Source organism: Saccharopolyspora taberi (assembly GCF_039534165.1).
GTDB lineage: Bacteria > Actinomycetota > Actinomycetes > Mycobacteriales > Pseudonocardiaceae > Saccharopolyspora_D > Saccharopolyspora_D taberi.
In genome coordinates, this window is sequence record NZ_BAAAUX010000011.1 from 495,617 (window position 1) to 512,858 (window position 17,242).

Below are 17,242 nucleotides of genomic sequence, written 5' to 3' on the forward strand. Positions count from 1 at the left end.
CCTGGTCCTGCCACCGCCCGTGCGCGCCAAGCGAACCGGTTCGCTTGGCGCGCTCCGTCCAATTTGGTCAAAACAGCCCGCGAGAGCCGTCAACAACAGGAAATCGAGGAGAACCGGCCATGTGTGAATCATGCGCCACGCCTGCCGGCGGGGTGAGCCGGAGGAACGTGCTGCGGACAACCGTGGCAGCCGGACTGGCCGGTACGGCCGCACTCAGCGCCGCGTGTTCGGGCCCGGCGCCGGCTGCGGCGGCCGGACCGAGCGGGGTGCACCTGCGGTGGCTGGGCATAGCGGGCTGGGAAATGGCCTTCGACGGACACCGCCTGCTCATCGACCCCTACCTCACGCGCCAGCAGTACGCGGGCCCCGACGGCAAGATGGACATGCGGTACCCGCTGGAGGTGAACGCGCGGATCATCGACTGGGTCCTCAGCGATCAGCTGGGTGGAGCGCCGGAGTTCATCCTCGCCACGCACGGGCACTGGGACCACCTCGCCGACGTGCCACCACTGCTGAACCATCCGAAGTGGACCGATCAGCGCATCCGGGTACTCGGCGGCGAAACGCACCTGAACCTCGTGCGCGCGATGGGCATCCCGCCCGCGCGCGAGCCCGACCTGGTGCTGGTCACCGGCGGTGAACACCTGCGCTTCCCACTGCGCAGCAACGAAAAGCCGCGACCCGACTACACCATCGAGGTGTTCCGCAGCCTGCACAGCCAGCTGGGTGGATACGGCTTCGCACCGGCCGGAACCCTGACCACCCCGCCGCGGAAACCGACAACACTCGGCGAACTCGTCGAGGGCGGCTCCTTGGGCTACCAGATCACCGTGGGAGACCGACTGCGCGTGATGTTCCTCAGCGGCACCGCCAACTTCGCCGAGCGGGAGGTCGCCGGGGCCAGGCCGGACGTGCTCGTACTCGGCGCCAGCGGCAACGCCGCGGTGCACGACTACTTCGAACGTGCGCTGGAGGCGCTGGGCTGGCCACGGATCGTCATCCCCTCCCATCACGACGACATGGTCACGCCCCTGGACGCCCCAGAGGTGCACAACGGGGTCAACCGGGAGGTCGTCACCACCCTGCAGAACATCCTCGGCGACCGGGGGCAGGTCCTCGACCCGCGCCACCTCCAGCAGTTCGAGATCTGACCGGCACTTCCGCCGGTGTTGCCCTCGACGCCGGGTCAGCGGCGGGCGTAGACGTAGGGCTTGAGCGGGGGCTCGGACCGGACGTGGGGATAGGCCACCAACTCGACGAGGACGGTGTCCCACAGGTCGACGTACTTGCCGGGGAAGGTCAGCGGGTCCACTCCCGGCATGAACAGCTGACCGCACGTGTCCGACGGCACGCGCTCGGGATCAGCGGGCCCGGGATGGGTGAGCGCGTCCATGGCAAGGGCGTAGGCGACGGGATCGTACGTGCCGACGGCGAGGTGGTCGGCCACATGCAGCGGGCAGACGTCCTGCACCGCGACGTTGGTGATGCTGCCTCCCCCACCGTGCAGGGAGGTCGTACCCGAGTCGTCGAGGTTGGGCGTCACGAACTGGTCGGTGTGGGAGTAGATGTCGGTGTAGGAGATACCGGCGAAGGTCTCCTGGTAGGAGTTGGTCGCCCTGGTCAGCTCGGAGTGGTAGCGCTGCTGTTGCAGCGCGGGCGCGCAACCCGGGACGCACATCCCGTCGACCGTCAGGCTGCCGTGGTTGGTGGCGGCCAGAGCCACGTAGTCATCGACCCCGGCCCGGATGTCGGGCCAGAACCGGAGCGCGAACCGAGGCACGAGACCGCCCTGGCTGAAGCCGACGATGTCGACCTTGTGACCGCTGGCTCCGCTGATCTCCCGGACCGCGTGCACGACGTACTCGGCCGACACCTGGACGTCGTTCATCGCGCTGTCGGGCAACGCCACCGAGCAGTACGGCCAGCCCAGCTGGTCCAGCGCGGCGAACCAGTTCCCGTCGAAGTTCGTGCCCGGATCCAGCGTGGTTCCATGGATCAACAGCACCACGTCACGGCCGGCGCCACGAACATCGGAAGTGCAGCGCAGGCTCTGCCGCAAGCGATCCTCCGGCACCGAAAGCGCGGGACCGGGCTGATCGACCGGAGCGAACTCGGGCTGGGCGGCGGCGGGTGCGGCCAGGCCGGGTAACAGGGCGAACACGACCGCAGCGACTGCCGCGATACCGCGGGTGAACCTCGCCATGGGGAGCTCCTTCTGGGCTGTGCCAACCGAAACTGGCGGGCGACGGGGCGAGCGGGAGCGTACCGGGAACGGGTCTCGTGGTCACCGCCGTGATCGGGCTGATCGCGGCCTTCTCAATGCGCGAGACCGCCGGGGAGTCCGTTGCTCCGGGCGGAAGATCTCGCCGGCGAGCGTTGATCAGGTTCGGTACGGGTGCCAAGCTGCGCACAGCGGAGAGGAGCCTGAAGTGCAGAACCCGACCCCGGACCGGACGCGCCTGCCGATCGCGGAGGCAACCCCTCCCCCGGCCACGTCGCTGGACGTGCACAGCCAGGACCCGGCGTTCGAGCCGGCACGTCCGCTGAACGCGCCGGAGGGCGCGCCGAACGTGGTGATCGTGCTGATCGACGACATGGGTTTCGGCGCCCCGAGCGCGTTCGGCGGTCCCTGCCGGATGCCGACCGCGGACCGGCTCGCCGAGGGCGGCCTGCGCTACAACCGGTTCCACGTCACGGCGATCTGCTCCCCCACCCGCCAGGCGCTGCTGACCGGGCGCAACCACCACTCGGTGGGCATGGGCGTCACGACCGAGATGGCCAGCGCCGCACCCGGCTACACCGGAATCCGCCCGCGCAGCGCGGCAACGCTGGCGCAGGTGCTGCGCGGCAACGGCTACAACACCGCCGCCTTCGGCAAGTGGCACCAGACCCCGGCCCGCGACGTCAGCGCCGCCGGTCCGTTCGACCGCTGGCCCACGGGCGAGGGCTTCGAGAGGTTCTACGGGTTCCTGTGCGCCGAGATGAACCACTGGTACCCGGTGCTGTTCGACGGCACCAGTCCGGTCGAGCCGTCGCGCAGGCCGGAGGACGGGTACCACCTGTCAGCGGACCTGGTGGATCAGGCCATCGACTGGGTGCGCGACCAGCGCTCGCTGAAACCGGATCATCCGTTCTTCGCGTACCTGCCCTTCGGCGCCACCCACGCGCCCTACCACGTTCCCAAGGAATACCGGGACAAGTACAAGGGCAGGTTCGACCACGGCTGGGACAAGCAGCGCGAGATCACCTTGCGGCGGCAGAAGGAACTGGGTGTGGTGCCGCAGGACGCCGAGCTGGCGCCGTGGGCCGAGGGCGTGCCGCACTGGGACGAACTCTCCGACGCCGAGCGGAGATCCGCCGCTTCCCTGATGGAGCTCTACGCGGGCTTCGCCGAGCACACCGACGACCAGGTCGGTCGTCTCGTCGACGCCCTCGACGATCTCGGCGAACTCGACAACACCCTGTTCATCTACATCCTCGGCGACAACGGCGCGTCCGCCGAAGGCGGTCTGGGCGGCACGCTCAACGAACACCGCTTCGCCAGCGGCATCCCGGACTCCGCCGAGTTCATCAACGAACACCGCGACGCCCTGGGCGATGCCACCACGCACGCGCACTACCCGGTCGGCTGGGCGCTGGCGATGAACACCCCGTACCAGTGGACCAAGCAGGTCGCCTCGCACTTCGGCGGCACCCGCGACGGCATGATCGTGCACTGGCCGCGCGGAATCGAGGAGCGCTCCGGCATCCGCCGGCAGTTCCACCACGTGATCGACATCGTGCCGACCGTGCTGGAAGCCGCGGGCATCCCGCACCCGGCCGAGGTGGACGGCGTCGCGCAGAAGCCGATCGAGGGCACCAGCATGCTCTACAGCTTCAACGGTCCCGCCGAACCGGACCGGCATCGGGTGCAGTACTTCGAGATGGTCGGCAACCGCGGCATCTACCACGACGGCTGGATGGCCGTGACCCGGCACGGCACACCGTGGGAAATGGTGCAGGACGGCCGTCGGCGCGGCTTCGACGACGACGTGTGGGAGCTGTACGACACCAACACCGACTGGACCCAGGCCCGCGACCTCTCGGCCGAACACCCGGGAAAGCTCGCCGAGTTGCAGCAGCTGTTCCTCGTCGAAGCCGCCAAGCACAACGTGTTCCCGCTGGACGACCGGATGACCGAGCGCGAGAACCCCCGCGAGGCCGGGCGGCTCGACCTCATGGGCGAGCGGCGCTCGGTCACCTTCCACGCGGGCGCCAAGCGGCTGACCGAGGAAACCGCACCGAACGTCAAGAACCGCTCGCACACCATCACCGCCGAGGTCGAGATCCCCGACGGCGGCGCGGAAGGGGTGCTCGTCGCCCAGGGCGGGCGGTTCGGCGGCTGGTCGGTCTACCTCCACGAAGGCCGGTTCTGCTACGCCTACAACTACTTCGGCCTGGAGGTGCACACCGCGCGCAGCCGGGACCCGCTGCCCGCGGGCAAGCACGAACTCCGGATGGAGTTCGCCTACGACGGCGGCGGAGTCGGCCAGGGCGGCACCGCCACGCTGCACGTCGACGGTGCACAGGCCGGCGAGGTCGCGGTGCCTGCCACGATCCCGTACTACTTCGCCTTCGACGAGACCTTCGACATCGGCGTCGACCGGGCCTCACCGGTGACTGACGACTACCCGGTCGTCGACAACCGGTTCACCGGACGGCTGCACCAGGTGCGCGTCGACCTGGGCGACGACCTGCACGACGACGTGACCGGCGGCCGGGCGCGGTTCAAGGCCGCGCACGACTGAAACCAGGCTGCTGCGCGGCCAGGCGCTGTCACCGGAGCAGCTCGGTCAACTTCGTCAACGCCTCGGTGATCTGCTCGGGCCGGAGGCCCATGTCCTCGCGCTGGTAGCCGTACACGTCCGGAGCCAGCGGTGCCAGCAGGACCTCCACCAGCGGCTCCGGATTCGCGATGTCGGCGGCGAGCAGCAACGAACGGACGTGCGCCCGCCAGAACCCGTAGGCCCCGGTCTGGAAGCGCGAGCGGCCGACCTCGCTGCCGAGGACCAGGTGCCGGTGCTTTTCCAGCAGGTCGACCATCGCCGCGTAGAAGGCCGCCAGCCGTTCGGCCGGAGTGGCGCCGGGGCCGAGGGGCGGATCGCCGCGCAGCATTCGTTCTTGCAGGGCGTGTTCGTGCTTGTCGAGCAGGGCCACGGCGATCGAGGCCCGGTCGGGGTAGCGGCGGTAGAGCGTGCCCCTGCCCACGCCTGCGGCGCGGGCGATGTCCTCCATCGTCACCTCGCGCGGTGAGCGCGAGGCGAACAGCTCGGCGGCAGCTTCCAGGATCCGAGCGCGGTTGCGCGCGGCGTCTGCTCTTTCCATGAGCCGGAGTCTATCTGGACACGCTGTCCGGTCCTGTGCTTAAGTGGACAGCATGTCCAGTTTGCTTCACTTAGACGCCAGCGCCCGCCGCACGTCGCTTTCCCGCAGGCTGTCCCGCACCTACGCCGAGGCGTGGCGGGCGAGCCACCCCACCGGCCAGTACGTCCACCGCGACCTCGCGGCCGAACCCGTTCCGCACATCGGCGAGGCGTGGACGGAGTTGTGCGACTACCTGCTTGCCCACCAGATCACCGAGATCGACCGGTATCCCGAAGCGGTGCGCACCGCGCCGCAGCGGCAGGCGTGGGAGATCGTCGAGCCGCTGCTGACCGAGGTCGTCGCCGCCGACGTGGTGCTGATCGGCACCCCCATGTACAACTACTCGATCCCGTCGGCGTTGAAGGCGTGGATCGACCAGATCACCTTTCCGCGGATGTCGCTCGCCGGCCGGTCCTTCGTCGTGACCAGCGCCCGGGGCGGTGCCTACGGTCCCGGCACCCCGCGCGAACCCTACGACCACCAGGAGCGCTACCTGCGCGACTTCTTCAAGGGCCACTTCGACGTGGACGACGTGCGGTTCATCAACGTCGAGCTGGCGAACTCCACAGTGGACCCGGCGCTGGAGCACCTCCGCCAGAAGCACACGGCCTCACTGGAAGCCGCGACACGTGAGGTGGCCGTTCCGTGAACTGGTTGATCCTCCTATCGGCGGGCCTGGTCGAAATCGCCTGGTCCCAAAGCATCAAGCCGACGCACAACTTCACCCGGCCGCTGCAGACGCTGATCTGCCTGCTGCTCATGGCAGCCGCGGTCCTGCTGCTGTCGATCGCGATGAACTCGATCCCCGTCGGAACCGCCTACGCGGTCTTCACCGGCATCGGCGCAGTCGGCGCCATCGCGCTGGGCGTCCTGCTGAACAACGACCCGTTGAGCACGGGCAGGGTTCTCGCGCTCGGGTTGATCACCGGAGGGATCGTGCTGGCCAGGGTCACCAGCTAGCCGATCCCCCTTCCGCCGGATCACCTGGGGCTCAGGGTCAGCCCGGTTCCCCAGCAGTCCGGGCACATCCGGCGGATGGTGTCGAACTCCGGTGCGGCCGTGCCTTCGGGGTACCGGGCCTGGACGGCTTGGACTTCGCGCTCTCCGGCGCAGTGCTCGCACACGGGCCGTGGCCACACCGCGCGCGGTAGCGCTTCGGCCTGGCGGACCACGTCCATCCGCAGCTCGTGGAACTTCTCGGAGAGGGCGTCCGGTTCGGCGTGGCGCCGGCCGCTGGGCGCGGTCTCGGCCAGGCATGCCTCGAACGCGCCCAGCGCCTCTTCGAGGTCGCCGCCGAACGAGCCGATTCGACGAACCTGCGCCACGTCAACCTCCCAAGCCCTCGGCGGTGGTGATGACGTCCTGCGGCACCGGGCTGTCGGTGGCCAGCGCGCCGAAGAGCTTCTCGGCACCCTCGTCGTCCCACTCGACGACGGAGGCGCCGCCGTCGGTTTCCCCGAAGCCACCGAAGGGCACCGTCGTGGTGACGCCCTGCCCGGAGGCGATGCCCTTCATCGCCAGGCCCAGCGAGCCCAGGTGCCAGACGTGGTCGCCGGTGTCGACGAGGAACGACTGGGAGGTGTTGAGGATCAGCGGGAACAGCCGGAACGGGTTCGCGAGGACCTCCGGACCGGACACCTTCCCGGTCAGCGCCGCCAGGAACTCACGTTGCCGCTGGACCCGGTCCAGGTCTCCCTGCGCGGTCGCACGGGTCCGCACGTAGCCCAGCGCCTGCGGCCCGGCCAGCGTCTGGCAACCCGGCTGGAGGTCGAGGTTGGCCTTGGGATCCCGCATCGGTTCCTTGACGCACAGGTCCACGCCGCCGACGGCGTCGGTGATGTCGGCGAACCCGCCGAGGCCGACCTCGGCGTAGTGGTCGATCCGCACACCGGTGTTGCTCTCCACGGTCCGCACGAGCAGCTGCGACCCGCCGTAGGCGAAGGCCGCGTTGAGCTTGTCCTTGCCGTGCCCGGGGATCTTGACCAGCGAATCGCGGGGCAGGCTCACCATCGTGGGCTCGCCGGAGCCTTCCGGGATGTGCACCAGCATCACGGTGTCGGTGCGCCGGCCCGCGGTGTCCCCGGTGCCGAGCTCGGCCTGGCGCTCCTGGTCGAGCCCTTCGCGGCTGTCGGAGCCGACCAGCAGCCAGTTCGTGCCCGGCCCGTCCTGCGGCCGGTCCCCGTCGGCGGGCAGGGCTTGCTCCCGCTTCAGCGAGTAGTCCACGTAGAGCACGAACCCGGCCAGCGCCAGCAGCAGCACGGCCAGGACCGCGAGGAGTTTCCGGCCGCGTCGCTTGCGCCGCACCGGCGGCTCCGGAGCCCGTCCGCGCGCCTCGTATCCCGGTTGCGTGTAGGCCATATCGCGTTCCTTCTCTCCCTGCCGCGACGCGGCTTTCGTGCCGATCGGTTCCCCGAACCCGGCCGTGCGGCGGGCAAGCATCGCAGAGATCAAGGCGGCCAAATAGGAGGAATGACACAGCGCGAGCAACGATGGGAAAACGCCCGAATCACGCCGAAGCAACCTTTTTCGTGAGCGTCGGGTTAGTTGCGGTTACCAACGCGCCGTCAATGCAGAACAGGGAGTTCTTCCGAAGTGGATTCACTTCCGATGCGTCGACACTTCCCCGATTCCGGGCCGCCGCGGCCTTGCGACGCGGATCTCCGGGTCTTCACAATCGCGGCCCATGAGTTACCACCCCCAGCAAGGCCACAACCCCTACCCACCGCAGGGACCTGGCCACCATCCGGGACACGGGCCGCCGCAGGGCGACTACCACGGCCAGGACAACCGGCGCCGCGACGAGGCAGGCGACACCGTCGCGAACGTCATCCACATCGTGACCGGCGCGGTCGTCACCGTCTTCGTGCTGCACATCCTGTTCGTGGTCTTCGATGCCAACCAGGGCAACGAATTCGTCTCGTTCGTCTACGGCCTGGCCCAGGTCCTGGTCCTCGGGCTCGGCGACGTGTTCACCCCCGACGACGCCCTGCTCGGCGTCATCCTCAACTACGGGCTGGCCGCCCTCGTCTACCTCGTCGTCGGCCGCGTCATCACCAAAGCCATCCGGCGCTGACGTCCTCCCCGACATCGTCAGGTCGTGCCCGCTGCAGCTGGCCTTCGGCAGAACAGTGCGGAGCGCCCGCCCGGCACGACGGCCTGGCGGGCGCCTTCGCGCGTTTCGGCTACCGGACGCCGGCGCCGCCGGTCACGATGGCCTTCACGTCCGCCGCGTCGTCCGGTGTGTAGCTGTACGGGATCTCCGCGACGCTGCCACCGGTCTCACCCGCACCCGAGTTGACCACGTGGTTGTCCTGCGCGACAAGGGATCCCGGGCCGGAGTCGCCCTCGCCGAGGTGGAACGGGTCCGCGACGTTCTCGAAGGAGTTGCGCTCCACCAGCACCCCGGCGTTCATCGTCGAGGCGACGCCGTAGCTGCCGATGTCGTTGTAGTAGTTGTTGAACACGTGCACCGGGTTGCCGAACCGCACGCGGGGGTTGCGCTGGTTGGTGCCGTCGAACCAGTTGTGGTGGTAGGTGACCCGCAGCTTCCCGTTGTCTTGCCCCTCGTTGTCGTCGCTGTGGCCGAGCAGCGCGTTCTTGTCCTGGTCGTGGAAGTGGTTCCAGGACACCGTCACGTTGTCCGACGCGGACTTGATGTCCAGCGCACCGTCCGCTGCCCGGGACAGGTCGTTGTGGTCGATCCAGATGTTGGTCGACTCCTCGACGTTGATGTTGTCGTCACCGGAGCCGCTGATCGTCAGCTGCCGCACGATCACGTTGTTCGCCTGGCGGATGCTCAGGCCGCCACCGGTGAGCACTCCGGTGGTGCCGACTCCGGCGATCGTCTTGTCCGAGCCGACCCGCACCATCCCGGACAGGGCGATGGTGCCCTCGACCTGCACGGTCAGCGGGCCGTCCGCGGCGACCGCGGCGGCGAACTCGTCGGGCGACGACACAGTCACCGTTTCACCGCCCGCGCCACCAGTGGTGTCGGCGCCGAAACCGATCGGGGCGTCGGCCCGGTCGGCCGCGGCGGTGGCGACTCCTGTCGCCCCGGCCGCAAGCGCACCGGTCATCAGCAGACCTGCAAGGGATTTGCGCATGATCTTCTCCTCTTTTCCTTGTGGGGACGGGAAAGTCACGCAGTGATCGAATCCTCGTCGAGCGGTCACAGTCCTCTTGCGAGCCGGTGGTAGGCGTGGTTCCAGCGGAGTTCGCTGGTGAAGCGCCGCGTGCTGGTCCCGGCGTCGATGAGGGCCAGTTCGGTCCCGGTCATCTCCGCGAGATCGGCCAGGTGCTCGCTGGTCAACGCGGTGGACAGGACGGTGTGGTGCGGGCCTCCCGCGATCAGCCAGGACTCCGCCGAGGTCCGCAGGTCGGGACGCGGTCGCCAGACCGCTCGGGCGACCGGGAGCTTCGGCAGCGGGGCGTCCGGTGCGACGACGTCGACGTCGTTGGCGATCAGCCGGAACCGCTCACCGAGGTCGGCCATCCCGACCACGACCGCCCCGGCCGCGGGTGCGGCGTCGAACACCAGCCGCACCGGATCCTCGCGCCCGCCAATGCCCAGCGGATGGATCTGCAGGCTCGGGGTGCCCGCCGCGAGGGACGGGCACACTTCGAGCATGTGGGCACCGAGAATCCGCTCCTCACCCGGCACCAGGTGGTAGGTGTAGTCCTCCATGAACGAGGTGCCGCCGGGCAACCCCTCGGCCGCGACCTTCAACGCACGCAACAGCACCGCGGTCTTCCAGTCACCCTCACCACCGAAGCCATAGCCCTCGGCCATAAGCCGCTGCACGGCCAAGCCCGGCAGCTGCCGCAGACCGCCGAGATCCTCGAAGTTGGTCGTGAACGCGGTGAAACCGCCACCGGTGAGGAAGTCGCGCAAACCGAGTTCGATGCGCGCGCCGTACCGGAGACTGTCATGGCGCTCACCACCGGAACGCAGCTCGGGTGCGACGTCATAGCATTCCTCGTACTCCGCCACGAGTTCGTCGACCCGCTTGCCCTCGACGGCGTTGACGACGGCGACCAGATCGTTGACACCGTAGGTGTTCACCGAGGCACCAAACCGCAACTGTGCCTCGACCTTGTCACCTTCAGTCACCGCGACGTCGCGCATGTTGTCGCCGAAGCGCGCGACCCGCATGGAGGCCATCTCCGCCCGGCCCGCCGCAGCCCGCGTCCAAGTACCGATCCGGTCGAGCACCGCCGGATCTGCGACGTGGCCCGCGACGGTCTTGCGCGGGATACCGAGCCGGGTCTGGAGGTAGCCGAACTCGCGGTCGCCGTGGGCGGCCTGGTTGAGGTTCATGAAGTCCATGTCGATCTCGGCCCACGGCAGCCGCTGGTTGGCCTGCGTGTGCAGGTGCAGCAGCGGTTTGCGCAGCAGGTCGAGACCGGCGATCCACATCTTCGCGGGGCTGAAGGTGTGCATCCAGGCGATCACACCGACGCAGGCGTCGTCGGCGTTGGCATCGAGCATCACCCGCCGGATGGCACCGGGGTCGGTGAGCACGGGCTTGGCGACGACGGCGGCCGGGAGCGCCGCGTCCAGTGCGGCGGCGATGGTGTGCGCCTGGCCGGCGACCTGGTCCAGGATCTCCGGTCCATAGAGCCCCTGACTGCCGGTCAGGAACCAGACCGTGCGGGCGGAATCAGGCATCGGTGCCTCCGGAGTCGGCGCGCTGGCCGTAGACGTTCTGGTAACGGTCGAAAAGCCGGTCAACGTCGTCCTGTTCGATCGGGACAGGTTCGCCGAGCTGGCGCGCGATGTGCGCGGTGCGGGCCACGTCCTCAAGCATCACTGCGGCCTTGACCGCCTCGCGGGCGTCGCGGCCGATGGTGAACGGGCCGTGGTTCTGCATCAGCACCGCGCGGGAACGGCTCCGGCGCAACGTGTCCACGATTCCGCGGCCGATGGAGTCGTCGCCGATGATCGCGAACGGGCCGACCGGGATCTGCCCGCCGAACTCGTCGGCGACCATGGTCAGCACGCACGGGATCGGTTCCCCCCGCGCAGCCCACGCCGTGGCGTAGGTGGAGTGCGTGTGCACCACCCCGCCCACTCCGGGCATGTGCCGGTAGACGTAGGCGTGCGCGGCGGTGTCGGACGAAGGATTTCGCTCACCCTCGACCAGTTTCCCGTGCAGATCGGTCACGACCATCGAGTCCGCATCGAGGTCCTCATAGGACACTCCGGAAGGCTTGATCACCATCAGGTCCCGTCCGGGCACCCGCGCCGAGACGTTCCCGGCGGTCCAGATCACCAGCTGGTAGCGGGTCAGTTCACCGTGCAGGTCGGCGACCGTGCGGCGCAGCGAGGTGAGCGTGCTGGTGATGTCGGAGCTGATCGTCATGGTTCAGGCGACCTCTCGTCCGGGGTGGCGGTCGACGGCTGCGCGGCGGATCGCTTTCAGCCGGTGCATCACGTCGGAGGCGTCGCGTCCGAAGTGGTCGTGGAGGTGGCAGTACTCGCGGTACAGCTCGTCGTAGGCGGCGACGTTGGCGGGAACCGGCACGTGAACGGCGTCGTTCTTGCGCCCCATCGCTTCCGACGCGGCGTGGATGTCGGCATGGGCCCCGGCGGCCACGGCGGCGTGGATCGCCGCCCCCAGCGCCGGTCCCTGCTCCGAACCGATCGTGGACAGCGGCAGGTTGGTCACGTCGGCGTAGATCCGCATCAGCAGCGGGTTGCGCAGCAGTCCTCCCGCGACGACGAGCTCGGTCACCGGGAGACCGGCGGAGGCGAAGGAGTCGATGATGCGACGGGTGCCGAACGCGGTCGCCTCGATCAGCGCGCGGTAGACGTCCTCGGGCCGGGTGGCCAGGGTCAGTCCGACGACCAGGCCGGACAGCTCGTGGTCGACCAGGACCGAGCGGTTGCCGCTGTGCCAGTCCAGGGCGACCAGGCCGTGTTCGCCGACAGCCTGGCCGGTGGCGAGCTCGGTGAGCAGTTCGTGCACGCCGATGCCGCGCCGCCGCGCTTCGCGCTGGTAGTCGCCGGGAACCGAGGTGGTGACGAACCAGTCGAAGATGTCGCCGACCCCGCTCTGCCCGGCTTCGTAGCCCCACAGGCCGGGGGTGATGCCGCCGTCGACCACACCGCACATGCCCGGGACCTCGCCGAGGGTGCCGGCGTTCATCACGTGGCAGGTCGAGGTGCCCATGATCGCGACCATCTGGCCCGGCCGGGTGGCCCGCGCCGCCGGGGCGGTGACGTGGGCGTCGACGTTGCCCACCGCGACCGCGATTCCCTCCGGCAGTCCGGTGAGTTCCGCGCCGCGCGCCGACAGGCCGCCCGCGCGGTCGGCGAGCTGCCCGATCGGCTGGTCGACCTTGTCGGCCACGAAACCGGCGAACGCGGGGTTCAACGCGGTCAGGAAGTCCCGGGACGGGTACGCGCCGTCCTGGCGGAGCGCCTTGTAACCGGCGGTGCAGGCGTTGCGCACGTAGTTTCCGCACAGCTGCCACACGATCCAGTCCGCGGCCTCGACCCACCGGTCCATGGCGGCGTAGACGTCGGGCGCCTCTTCGAGGATCTGCAGTCCTTTGGCGAACTCCCACTCCGAGGAGACCAGTCCGCCGTAGCGGCGCAGCCAGGGCTCCCCGCGTTCGCGGGCGAGCGCGTTGATGCGGTCGGCCTGGGGTTGTGCGGCGTGGTGCTTCCACAGCTTGACGTAGGCGTGCCGATTCCCGGTGAACTCGGGGAGTTCGTTGAGCGGAGTCCCGTCGGCGGTGGTCGGGATCATCGTGCAGGCGGTGAAGTCGGTGGCGATCCCGATGACGTCGCCGGGATCCACTCCCCCGTCGGCCAGCGCCGCGGGTACCGCGAAGCGCAGCACGCCGCGGTAGTCGTCGGGGACCTGCAACGCCCAGTCCGGCGGCAGCGGTGCGCCGGAGCCGGGCAGCGCCCGGTCCACGACGCCGTGCGGGTAGTCGTAGGTCGCCGAACCCAGCTCGGCACCGTCGGCCACCCGGACCACGACCGCACGGCCGGACAGCGTTCCGAAGTCGACGCCGACGACACAGCTCTTTGGTGTTGCTCGCATCGAGATTCCTCTTAGGACGTTCGTGGTCACCGGAGCGGTCGGAGCCGCAGCCACAGCAGGAAAAGTGCCCCCACGACGGCCATGGACAGCCCGGTCCACAGGTTGATGTTGACTCCCTGCGCCTTCTCCAGCGCGGCGGCGTCGGTGCCGAACAGGCCCACCAGTCCGATCAGGACTCCGTAGAACAGGAACAGCCCGCCGATCGCGGTGCGGACGTCGAACAGCGTCGCCGCGACCGGTTTCCGCGCCTCGGTTCTCCGGGTGGGATCGAGTGTGCCTTCGGACATGGGAAACCTCCGGATCGTGTTGGCTCAGAAGGAGAACGGGACGTAGCACAGCGCGGCCAGGACGATCGCGCTCCAGCCGAGGAGGGCGGGTTTCCGGTACCAGGCGTCGTCACCGGGCTCGCGCTCGCCGACCGCGCGGGCGGCCGACCTGGTGTAGACGAGGCCCGCCAGTTCGGCGTCGGACTTGGGTTTGGTCGCCAGCGCGATCGGCACGCTCACCGCCACGTCGACGACGAACGCGACGATCGAGGCGGTCATGTTCGCGCCCTGGTCGGTGCTGATCGGCACCATGCCGCTCTTGTAGGCCAGGTAGAAGCTGATCGGCGCGAGGGTGCCGAGCAGCAGGCCCCAGAAGCCCGCCTTCGCCGTCATCCGCTTCCAGAACAGCGCCAGGATGAAGGTCGCGAACAGCGGAACGTTGAAGAACGAGAACAGGGTCTGCATGTAGTTCATGATGTTGCTGAAGGACGCCGCGATGAACGCCGTTCCCATGCCGACCACGACGCCCACCGCCGTGATCACGCGGCCCACGCGCAGGTAGTGCGCGTCGGGCATGTTCGGCTTGATGTAGGCCTGCCAGATGTCGGTGGTGAACACGGTGTTGAAGCTGGACACGTTGGCCGCCATCCCGGCCATGAACGACGCCATCAGACCGGTGACCGCGAGCCCGAGCACGCCGTTGGGCAGCAGGTCCCGCATCAGCAGCGGAATCGCGTCGTTGAACTCGAAGGCGCTGCCCGGCTGCCCGATGCCGGGCTGGACGAGCACGGCGATGATGCCCGGCAGCACCACGATCAGCGGGATGAACATCTTCGGGAACGCCGCGATCAGCGGGGTGCGGCGGGCGGCGGAGAGGTTCTTCGCCGACAGCGACCGCTGCACCTCGGCGAAGTTCGTCGTCCAGTAGCCGAAGGACACGGCGAACCCGAGTCCGAGCGTGATGGTCAGCCAGTTGGCGCCGAGCGGGTTCTCCTGCCCGAAGCCGGTGTTGCCCCACGCGGTCAGGAAGTCCGCGCCCTGCGTCGCGGTGACCTTCTCGACGAGACCGCCGATCCCGCCGACCCGCATCAGGCCGAGGACCGTCAGCGGCACCAGCGCGGCGACGATGACGAAGAACTGCAGGACCTCGTTGTAGATGGCCGACGACAGCCCGCCGATGACGATGTAGGCCAGCACGAACAGCCCGGCGACCACGATGGACACCGGAAGCGGCCAGCCGAGCAGCGCGCGCAGCACGATCGCCAGGGCGTAGAGGTTGACCCCCGCGATCAGCACCGACGCGACCGCGAAGATCACCGAGCTCAGCAGGTGCGAGGACCTGCTGAACCTCTTGAGCAGGAACTCCGGGACGCTGCGCACCTTGGAGTTGTAGTAGAACGGCATCATCACCAGGCCGAGGAACACCATCGCCGGGATCGCGCCGATCAGGTACCAGTGCACCGTGTAAGCGCCGTACTGGGCTCCGTTGGCGGCCATGCCGAGAATCTCGGTCGCGCCCAGGTTGGCCGACACGAACGCCAGGCCGGTGACCCACGCGGGCAGCGAACGGCCGGACAGGAAGAAGTCCAGGCTGTTGCGCACGCTGCGCTTCGCGGCGAAGGCGATGCCCAGCACGACGACGAAGTATGAAGCCAGGATCAGGTTGTCCGTCCAGTTCATCGACAGACGCAGAGAATCCGCAAGTATGTACATGGTTCGCTTTTCCTCGGTTTGCGGAAAAATCAGGGCGCGCGATTCCGGGCGCGACGCGTTCGAAACGAAAGAACAAGAGCCGGGAATGAATCCGGCGAGAACAGAACACGCGCACATGACCGCGTACAGAGCCGGGAAATCCCGACGCGCATCCACTATTGCCGGGAATGCATCGGCGAACTGCTCAGAAGAATCCAGGAAAACGCGTCAGCGGCACTCCTCTCTCCGCCCGGAGGCGGTGTCGACCTGATCAGCGCGTTCCGGTGCTCTCCCGCACGACGAGCTCGACGGGCACGATCGACCGCATCCGGGTTCGCTCCCCTTCGATGCGGTGCAGCAGCTGACCGAACACCTGCCGCCCCAGCGAGATGAAGTCCTGGCGCACGGTGGTCAGCGGCGGTGAGAAGTAGGCGGCTTCGGGGATGTCGTCGAAGCCGACGACGCGCACGTCGTGCGGCACGGACACGCCCGCCTCCGACAGCGCGCGCAGCAGCCCCAGCGCCATCTGGTCGTTGGCGACGAACACCGCGTCGACCTGGTCGTGGCGGAGCAGCTCGCGGCCCGCCTCGTACCCGGAGCGCGGGCTCCAGTCGCCGCGCAGGACCGGTGGCTCGGGCGCGCCGCGTTCGCTCACCACGGCTCGCCAGCCCTCCTCACGCGCCTGGCTCTCCAGCCAGCCGTGCGGACCCGCGATGTGCCAGACGGTGTCGTGCCCGAGCGAGAAAAGGTGCTCAGCCGCCTGCCGGGCGCCGTCGCGGTGATCCACCGCGGCGACCGGGACGGACGGCTGGTCGACGTCGGCCACGGCCACCAGCGGAACGTCCTGCGGGACGTCCTCAAGGGCCCGACCTGCGGCGACGTGCGGCGCTATCACGATCACGCCTTCCACCCCCTGGCTGCGCAGCCGCTCGATGGCCTCGACGATCAGCGGGTGCTCGGGCGCGCTGACGCTGGCGACCGAGACGCCGTAGCCGGCTTCCCGCGCCGCGTTCTCGATCCCGAACAGCGTGCTCGCCGGCCCGTAGAGGACCGAGTCGAGCGCGACCGCGCCCAGGGTGCGCGACCGCCCGGTGGCCAGGCCGCGGGCCAGCGAGTTGGGGCGGTAGCCCAGTTGCTCGACGGCGTCGAGCACCCGGCGCCGGGTGGCGGCGCGGACCGAACCGTTGCCGTTGATCACCCGCGACACGGTCATGTTCGAGACCCCGGCGGCGGCCGCGACATCGCTGAGCGCGGGCTGCCTGCCGGCCGCGGGCGCGTTCTCGGGTCCTTTGGCCATCCGCCGGTTCCTCCCGTTCCGCCACGTCCGAGTGACAGTGATGTTAGCGGTAACACAGATCACGTCAACCCCGCGTTCCGCGCAATCCGCGAAAAACAACGCCGTGACTTTCCGGCTTGACCGCACCGCGTTTTCCGCCGTACCGTCCGATCTCGGCCGCGAAACGCCGGCGGCTGCTTCCACGATGTACGGCGTCTTCTACGAGGACATCAACCGCGCCGCCGACGGCGGGCTGGTGCGGAACCGGTCCTTCGAGTACGACCCGGCCGACAATCCCGGCTACACGCCGCTGACCGCGTGGGAGCAACCTGCTCGACCCGGTTTCTGGGCGAAATCGCCGAACCCGGTCTTCACCAGCAACGACCCCAACCGGCACACCCGGATCCAGACCTTCGAGCGGATCCCGACTGGGGATCACTTGATGAGATGGCGCCAAGTGGTGTTGACACACCAGGTTGAAGATTGAACGTCCCAGGTGCCCCGGCGTGGGCTCGAATGGTGGGCAATGTCCCCTGCATTGATACGGACGG

At 68.9% G+C, this 17,242-nt stretch carries 17 protein-coding genes; 6 read left to right on the forward strand and 11 right to left on the reverse strand.

From position 1 onward, the window contains the following. Nucleotides 1–119 precede the first annotated feature (119 nt). A complete protein-coding gene (locus ABD691_RS11370; RefSeq protein ID WP_344679540.1) occupies nt 120–1,151 on the forward strand; it encodes an MBL fold metallo-hydrolase in 1,032 nt (343 codons plus the stop codon). Nucleotides 1,152–1,186: 35 nt separating this feature from the next. On the opposite strand, the gene ABD691_RS11375 is transcribed toward ABD691_RS11370, so the two are convergent. Next, nucleotides 1,187–2,203, reverse strand: coding sequence for an esterase/lipase family protein (locus tag ABD691_RS11375; RefSeq protein WP_344679541.1), 1,017 nt, complete (start codon nt 2,201–2,203; stop codon nt 1,187–1,189). Nucleotides 2,204–2,429: 226 nt separating this feature from the next. Here ABD691_RS11375 and ABD691_RS11380 point away from each other — a divergent pair, with 226 nt between their 5' ends. Further along, a complete protein-coding gene (locus ABD691_RS11380) occupies nt 2,430–4,787 on the forward strand; it encodes a sulfatase-like hydrolase/transferase (protein ID WP_344679542.1) in 2,358 nt (785 codons plus the stop codon). Between the two features lie 28 nt (nt 4,788–4,815). Here the strand turns inward: ABD691_RS11380 and ABD691_RS11385 are convergent, their stop codons facing one another. Further along, the gene (locus tag ABD691_RS11385) at nt 4,816–5,364 is read right to left on the reverse strand and encodes a TetR/AcrR family transcriptional regulator (protein ID WP_344679543.1); all 549 of its coding nucleotides are present in this window, start codon (nt 5,362–5,364) and stop codon (nt 4,816–4,818) included. A 52-nt stretch (nt 5,365–5,416) separates the two neighbouring features. Here ABD691_RS11385 and ABD691_RS11390 point away from each other — a divergent pair, with 52 nt between their 5' ends. Continuing rightward, complete coding sequence (locus tag ABD691_RS11390) at nt 5,417–6,052, forward strand: FMN-dependent NADH-azoreductase (protein ID WP_344679544.1); 636 nt, start codon at nt 5,417–5,419, stop codon at nt 6,050–6,052. Continuing rightward, entirely contained in the window at nt 6,049–6,363 is a 315-nt protein-coding gene (locus ABD691_RS11395; protein WP_344679545.1) for a DMT family transporter, read from the forward strand. The genes ABD691_RS11390 and ABD691_RS11395 overlap by 4 nt, the downstream gene beginning before the upstream one ends. A gap of 20 nt (nt 6,364–6,383) precedes the next feature. On the opposite strand, the gene ABD691_RS11400 is transcribed toward ABD691_RS11395, so the two are convergent. After that, nucleotides 6,384–6,728, reverse strand: a complete 345-nt coding sequence (locus ABD691_RS11400; RefSeq protein ID WP_344679546.1) for a hypothetical protein — start codon at nt 6,726–6,728, stop codon at nt 6,384–6,386. 1 nt (nt 6,729) lies between these two features. Then, the gene (locus tag ABD691_RS11405) at nt 6,730–7,761 is read right to left on the reverse strand and encodes an LCP family protein (protein WP_344679547.1); all 1,032 of its coding nucleotides are present in this window, start codon (nt 7,759–7,761) and stop codon (nt 6,730–6,732) included. A 325-nt stretch (nt 7,762–8,086) separates the two neighbouring features. Here ABD691_RS11405 and ABD691_RS11410 point away from each other — a divergent pair, with 325 nt between their 5' ends. Then, nucleotides 8,087–8,476 carry a hypothetical protein gene (locus ABD691_RS11410; RefSeq protein ID WP_344679548.1) on the forward strand — a complete coding sequence of 130 codons (390 nt, stop codon included), beginning with the start codon at nt 8,087–8,089 and terminating at the stop codon, nt 8,474–8,476. Between the two features lie 109 nt (nt 8,477–8,585). Here the strand turns inward: ABD691_RS11410 and ABD691_RS11415 are convergent, their stop codons facing one another. The 7 genes from ABD691_RS11415 to ABD691_RS11445 form a co-directional block, all read right to left on the reverse strand. Then, nucleotides 8,586–9,506: a pectate lyase family protein gene (locus ABD691_RS11415; RefSeq protein ID WP_344679549.1), complete on the reverse strand. Its 921-nt coding sequence runs from the start codon at nt 9,504–9,506 to the stop codon at nt 8,586–8,588. Between the two features lie 65 nt (nt 9,507–9,571). Beyond that, nucleotides 9,572–11,071, reverse strand: a complete 1,500-nt coding sequence (araA, locus tag ABD691_RS11420) for an L-arabinose isomerase (RefSeq protein ID WP_344679550.1) — start codon at nt 11,069–11,071, stop codon at nt 9,572–9,574. Then, on the reverse strand, nt 11,064–11,765 hold the full coding sequence (locus ABD691_RS11425) for an L-ribulose-5-phosphate 4-epimerase (RefSeq protein WP_344679551.1): 702 nt from the start codon (nt 11,763–11,765) through the stop codon (nt 11,064–11,066). Before ABD691_RS11425 ends, araA begins: the two co-directional genes overlap by 8 nt. A gap of 3 nt (nt 11,766–11,768) precedes the next feature. Beyond that, entirely contained in the window at nt 11,769–13,457 is a 1,689-nt protein-coding gene (araB, locus tag ABD691_RS11430; protein WP_344679552.1) for a ribulokinase, read from the reverse strand. A gap of 26 nt (nt 13,458–13,483) precedes the next feature. Next, entirely contained in the window at nt 13,484–13,744 is a 261-nt protein-coding gene (locus ABD691_RS11435; RefSeq protein ID WP_344679553.1) for a hypothetical protein, read from the reverse strand. 24 nt (nt 13,745–13,768) lie between these two features. Then, the gene (locus tag ABD691_RS11440) at nt 13,769–15,436 is read right to left on the reverse strand and encodes a sodium:solute symporter family protein (protein WP_344679554.1); all 1,668 of its coding nucleotides are present in this window, start codon (nt 15,434–15,436) and stop codon (nt 13,769–13,771) included. 250 nt (nt 15,437–15,686) lie between these two features. Beyond that, nucleotides 15,687–16,712 carry a LacI family DNA-binding transcriptional regulator gene (locus ABD691_RS11445; RefSeq protein WP_344679555.1) on the reverse strand — a complete coding sequence of 342 codons (1,026 nt, stop codon included), beginning with the start codon at nt 16,710–16,712 and terminating at the stop codon, nt 15,687–15,689. Nucleotides 16,713–16,743: 31 nt separating this feature from the next. On the opposite strand from ABD691_RS11445, the gene ABD691_RS11450 reads away from it, so the two are divergent. After that, complete coding sequence (locus ABD691_RS11450; RefSeq protein WP_344679556.1) at nt 16,744–17,178, forward strand: hypothetical protein; 435 nt, start codon at nt 16,744–16,746, stop codon at nt 17,176–17,178. The last annotated feature ends 64 nt before the right edge of the window (nt 17,179–17,242 follow it).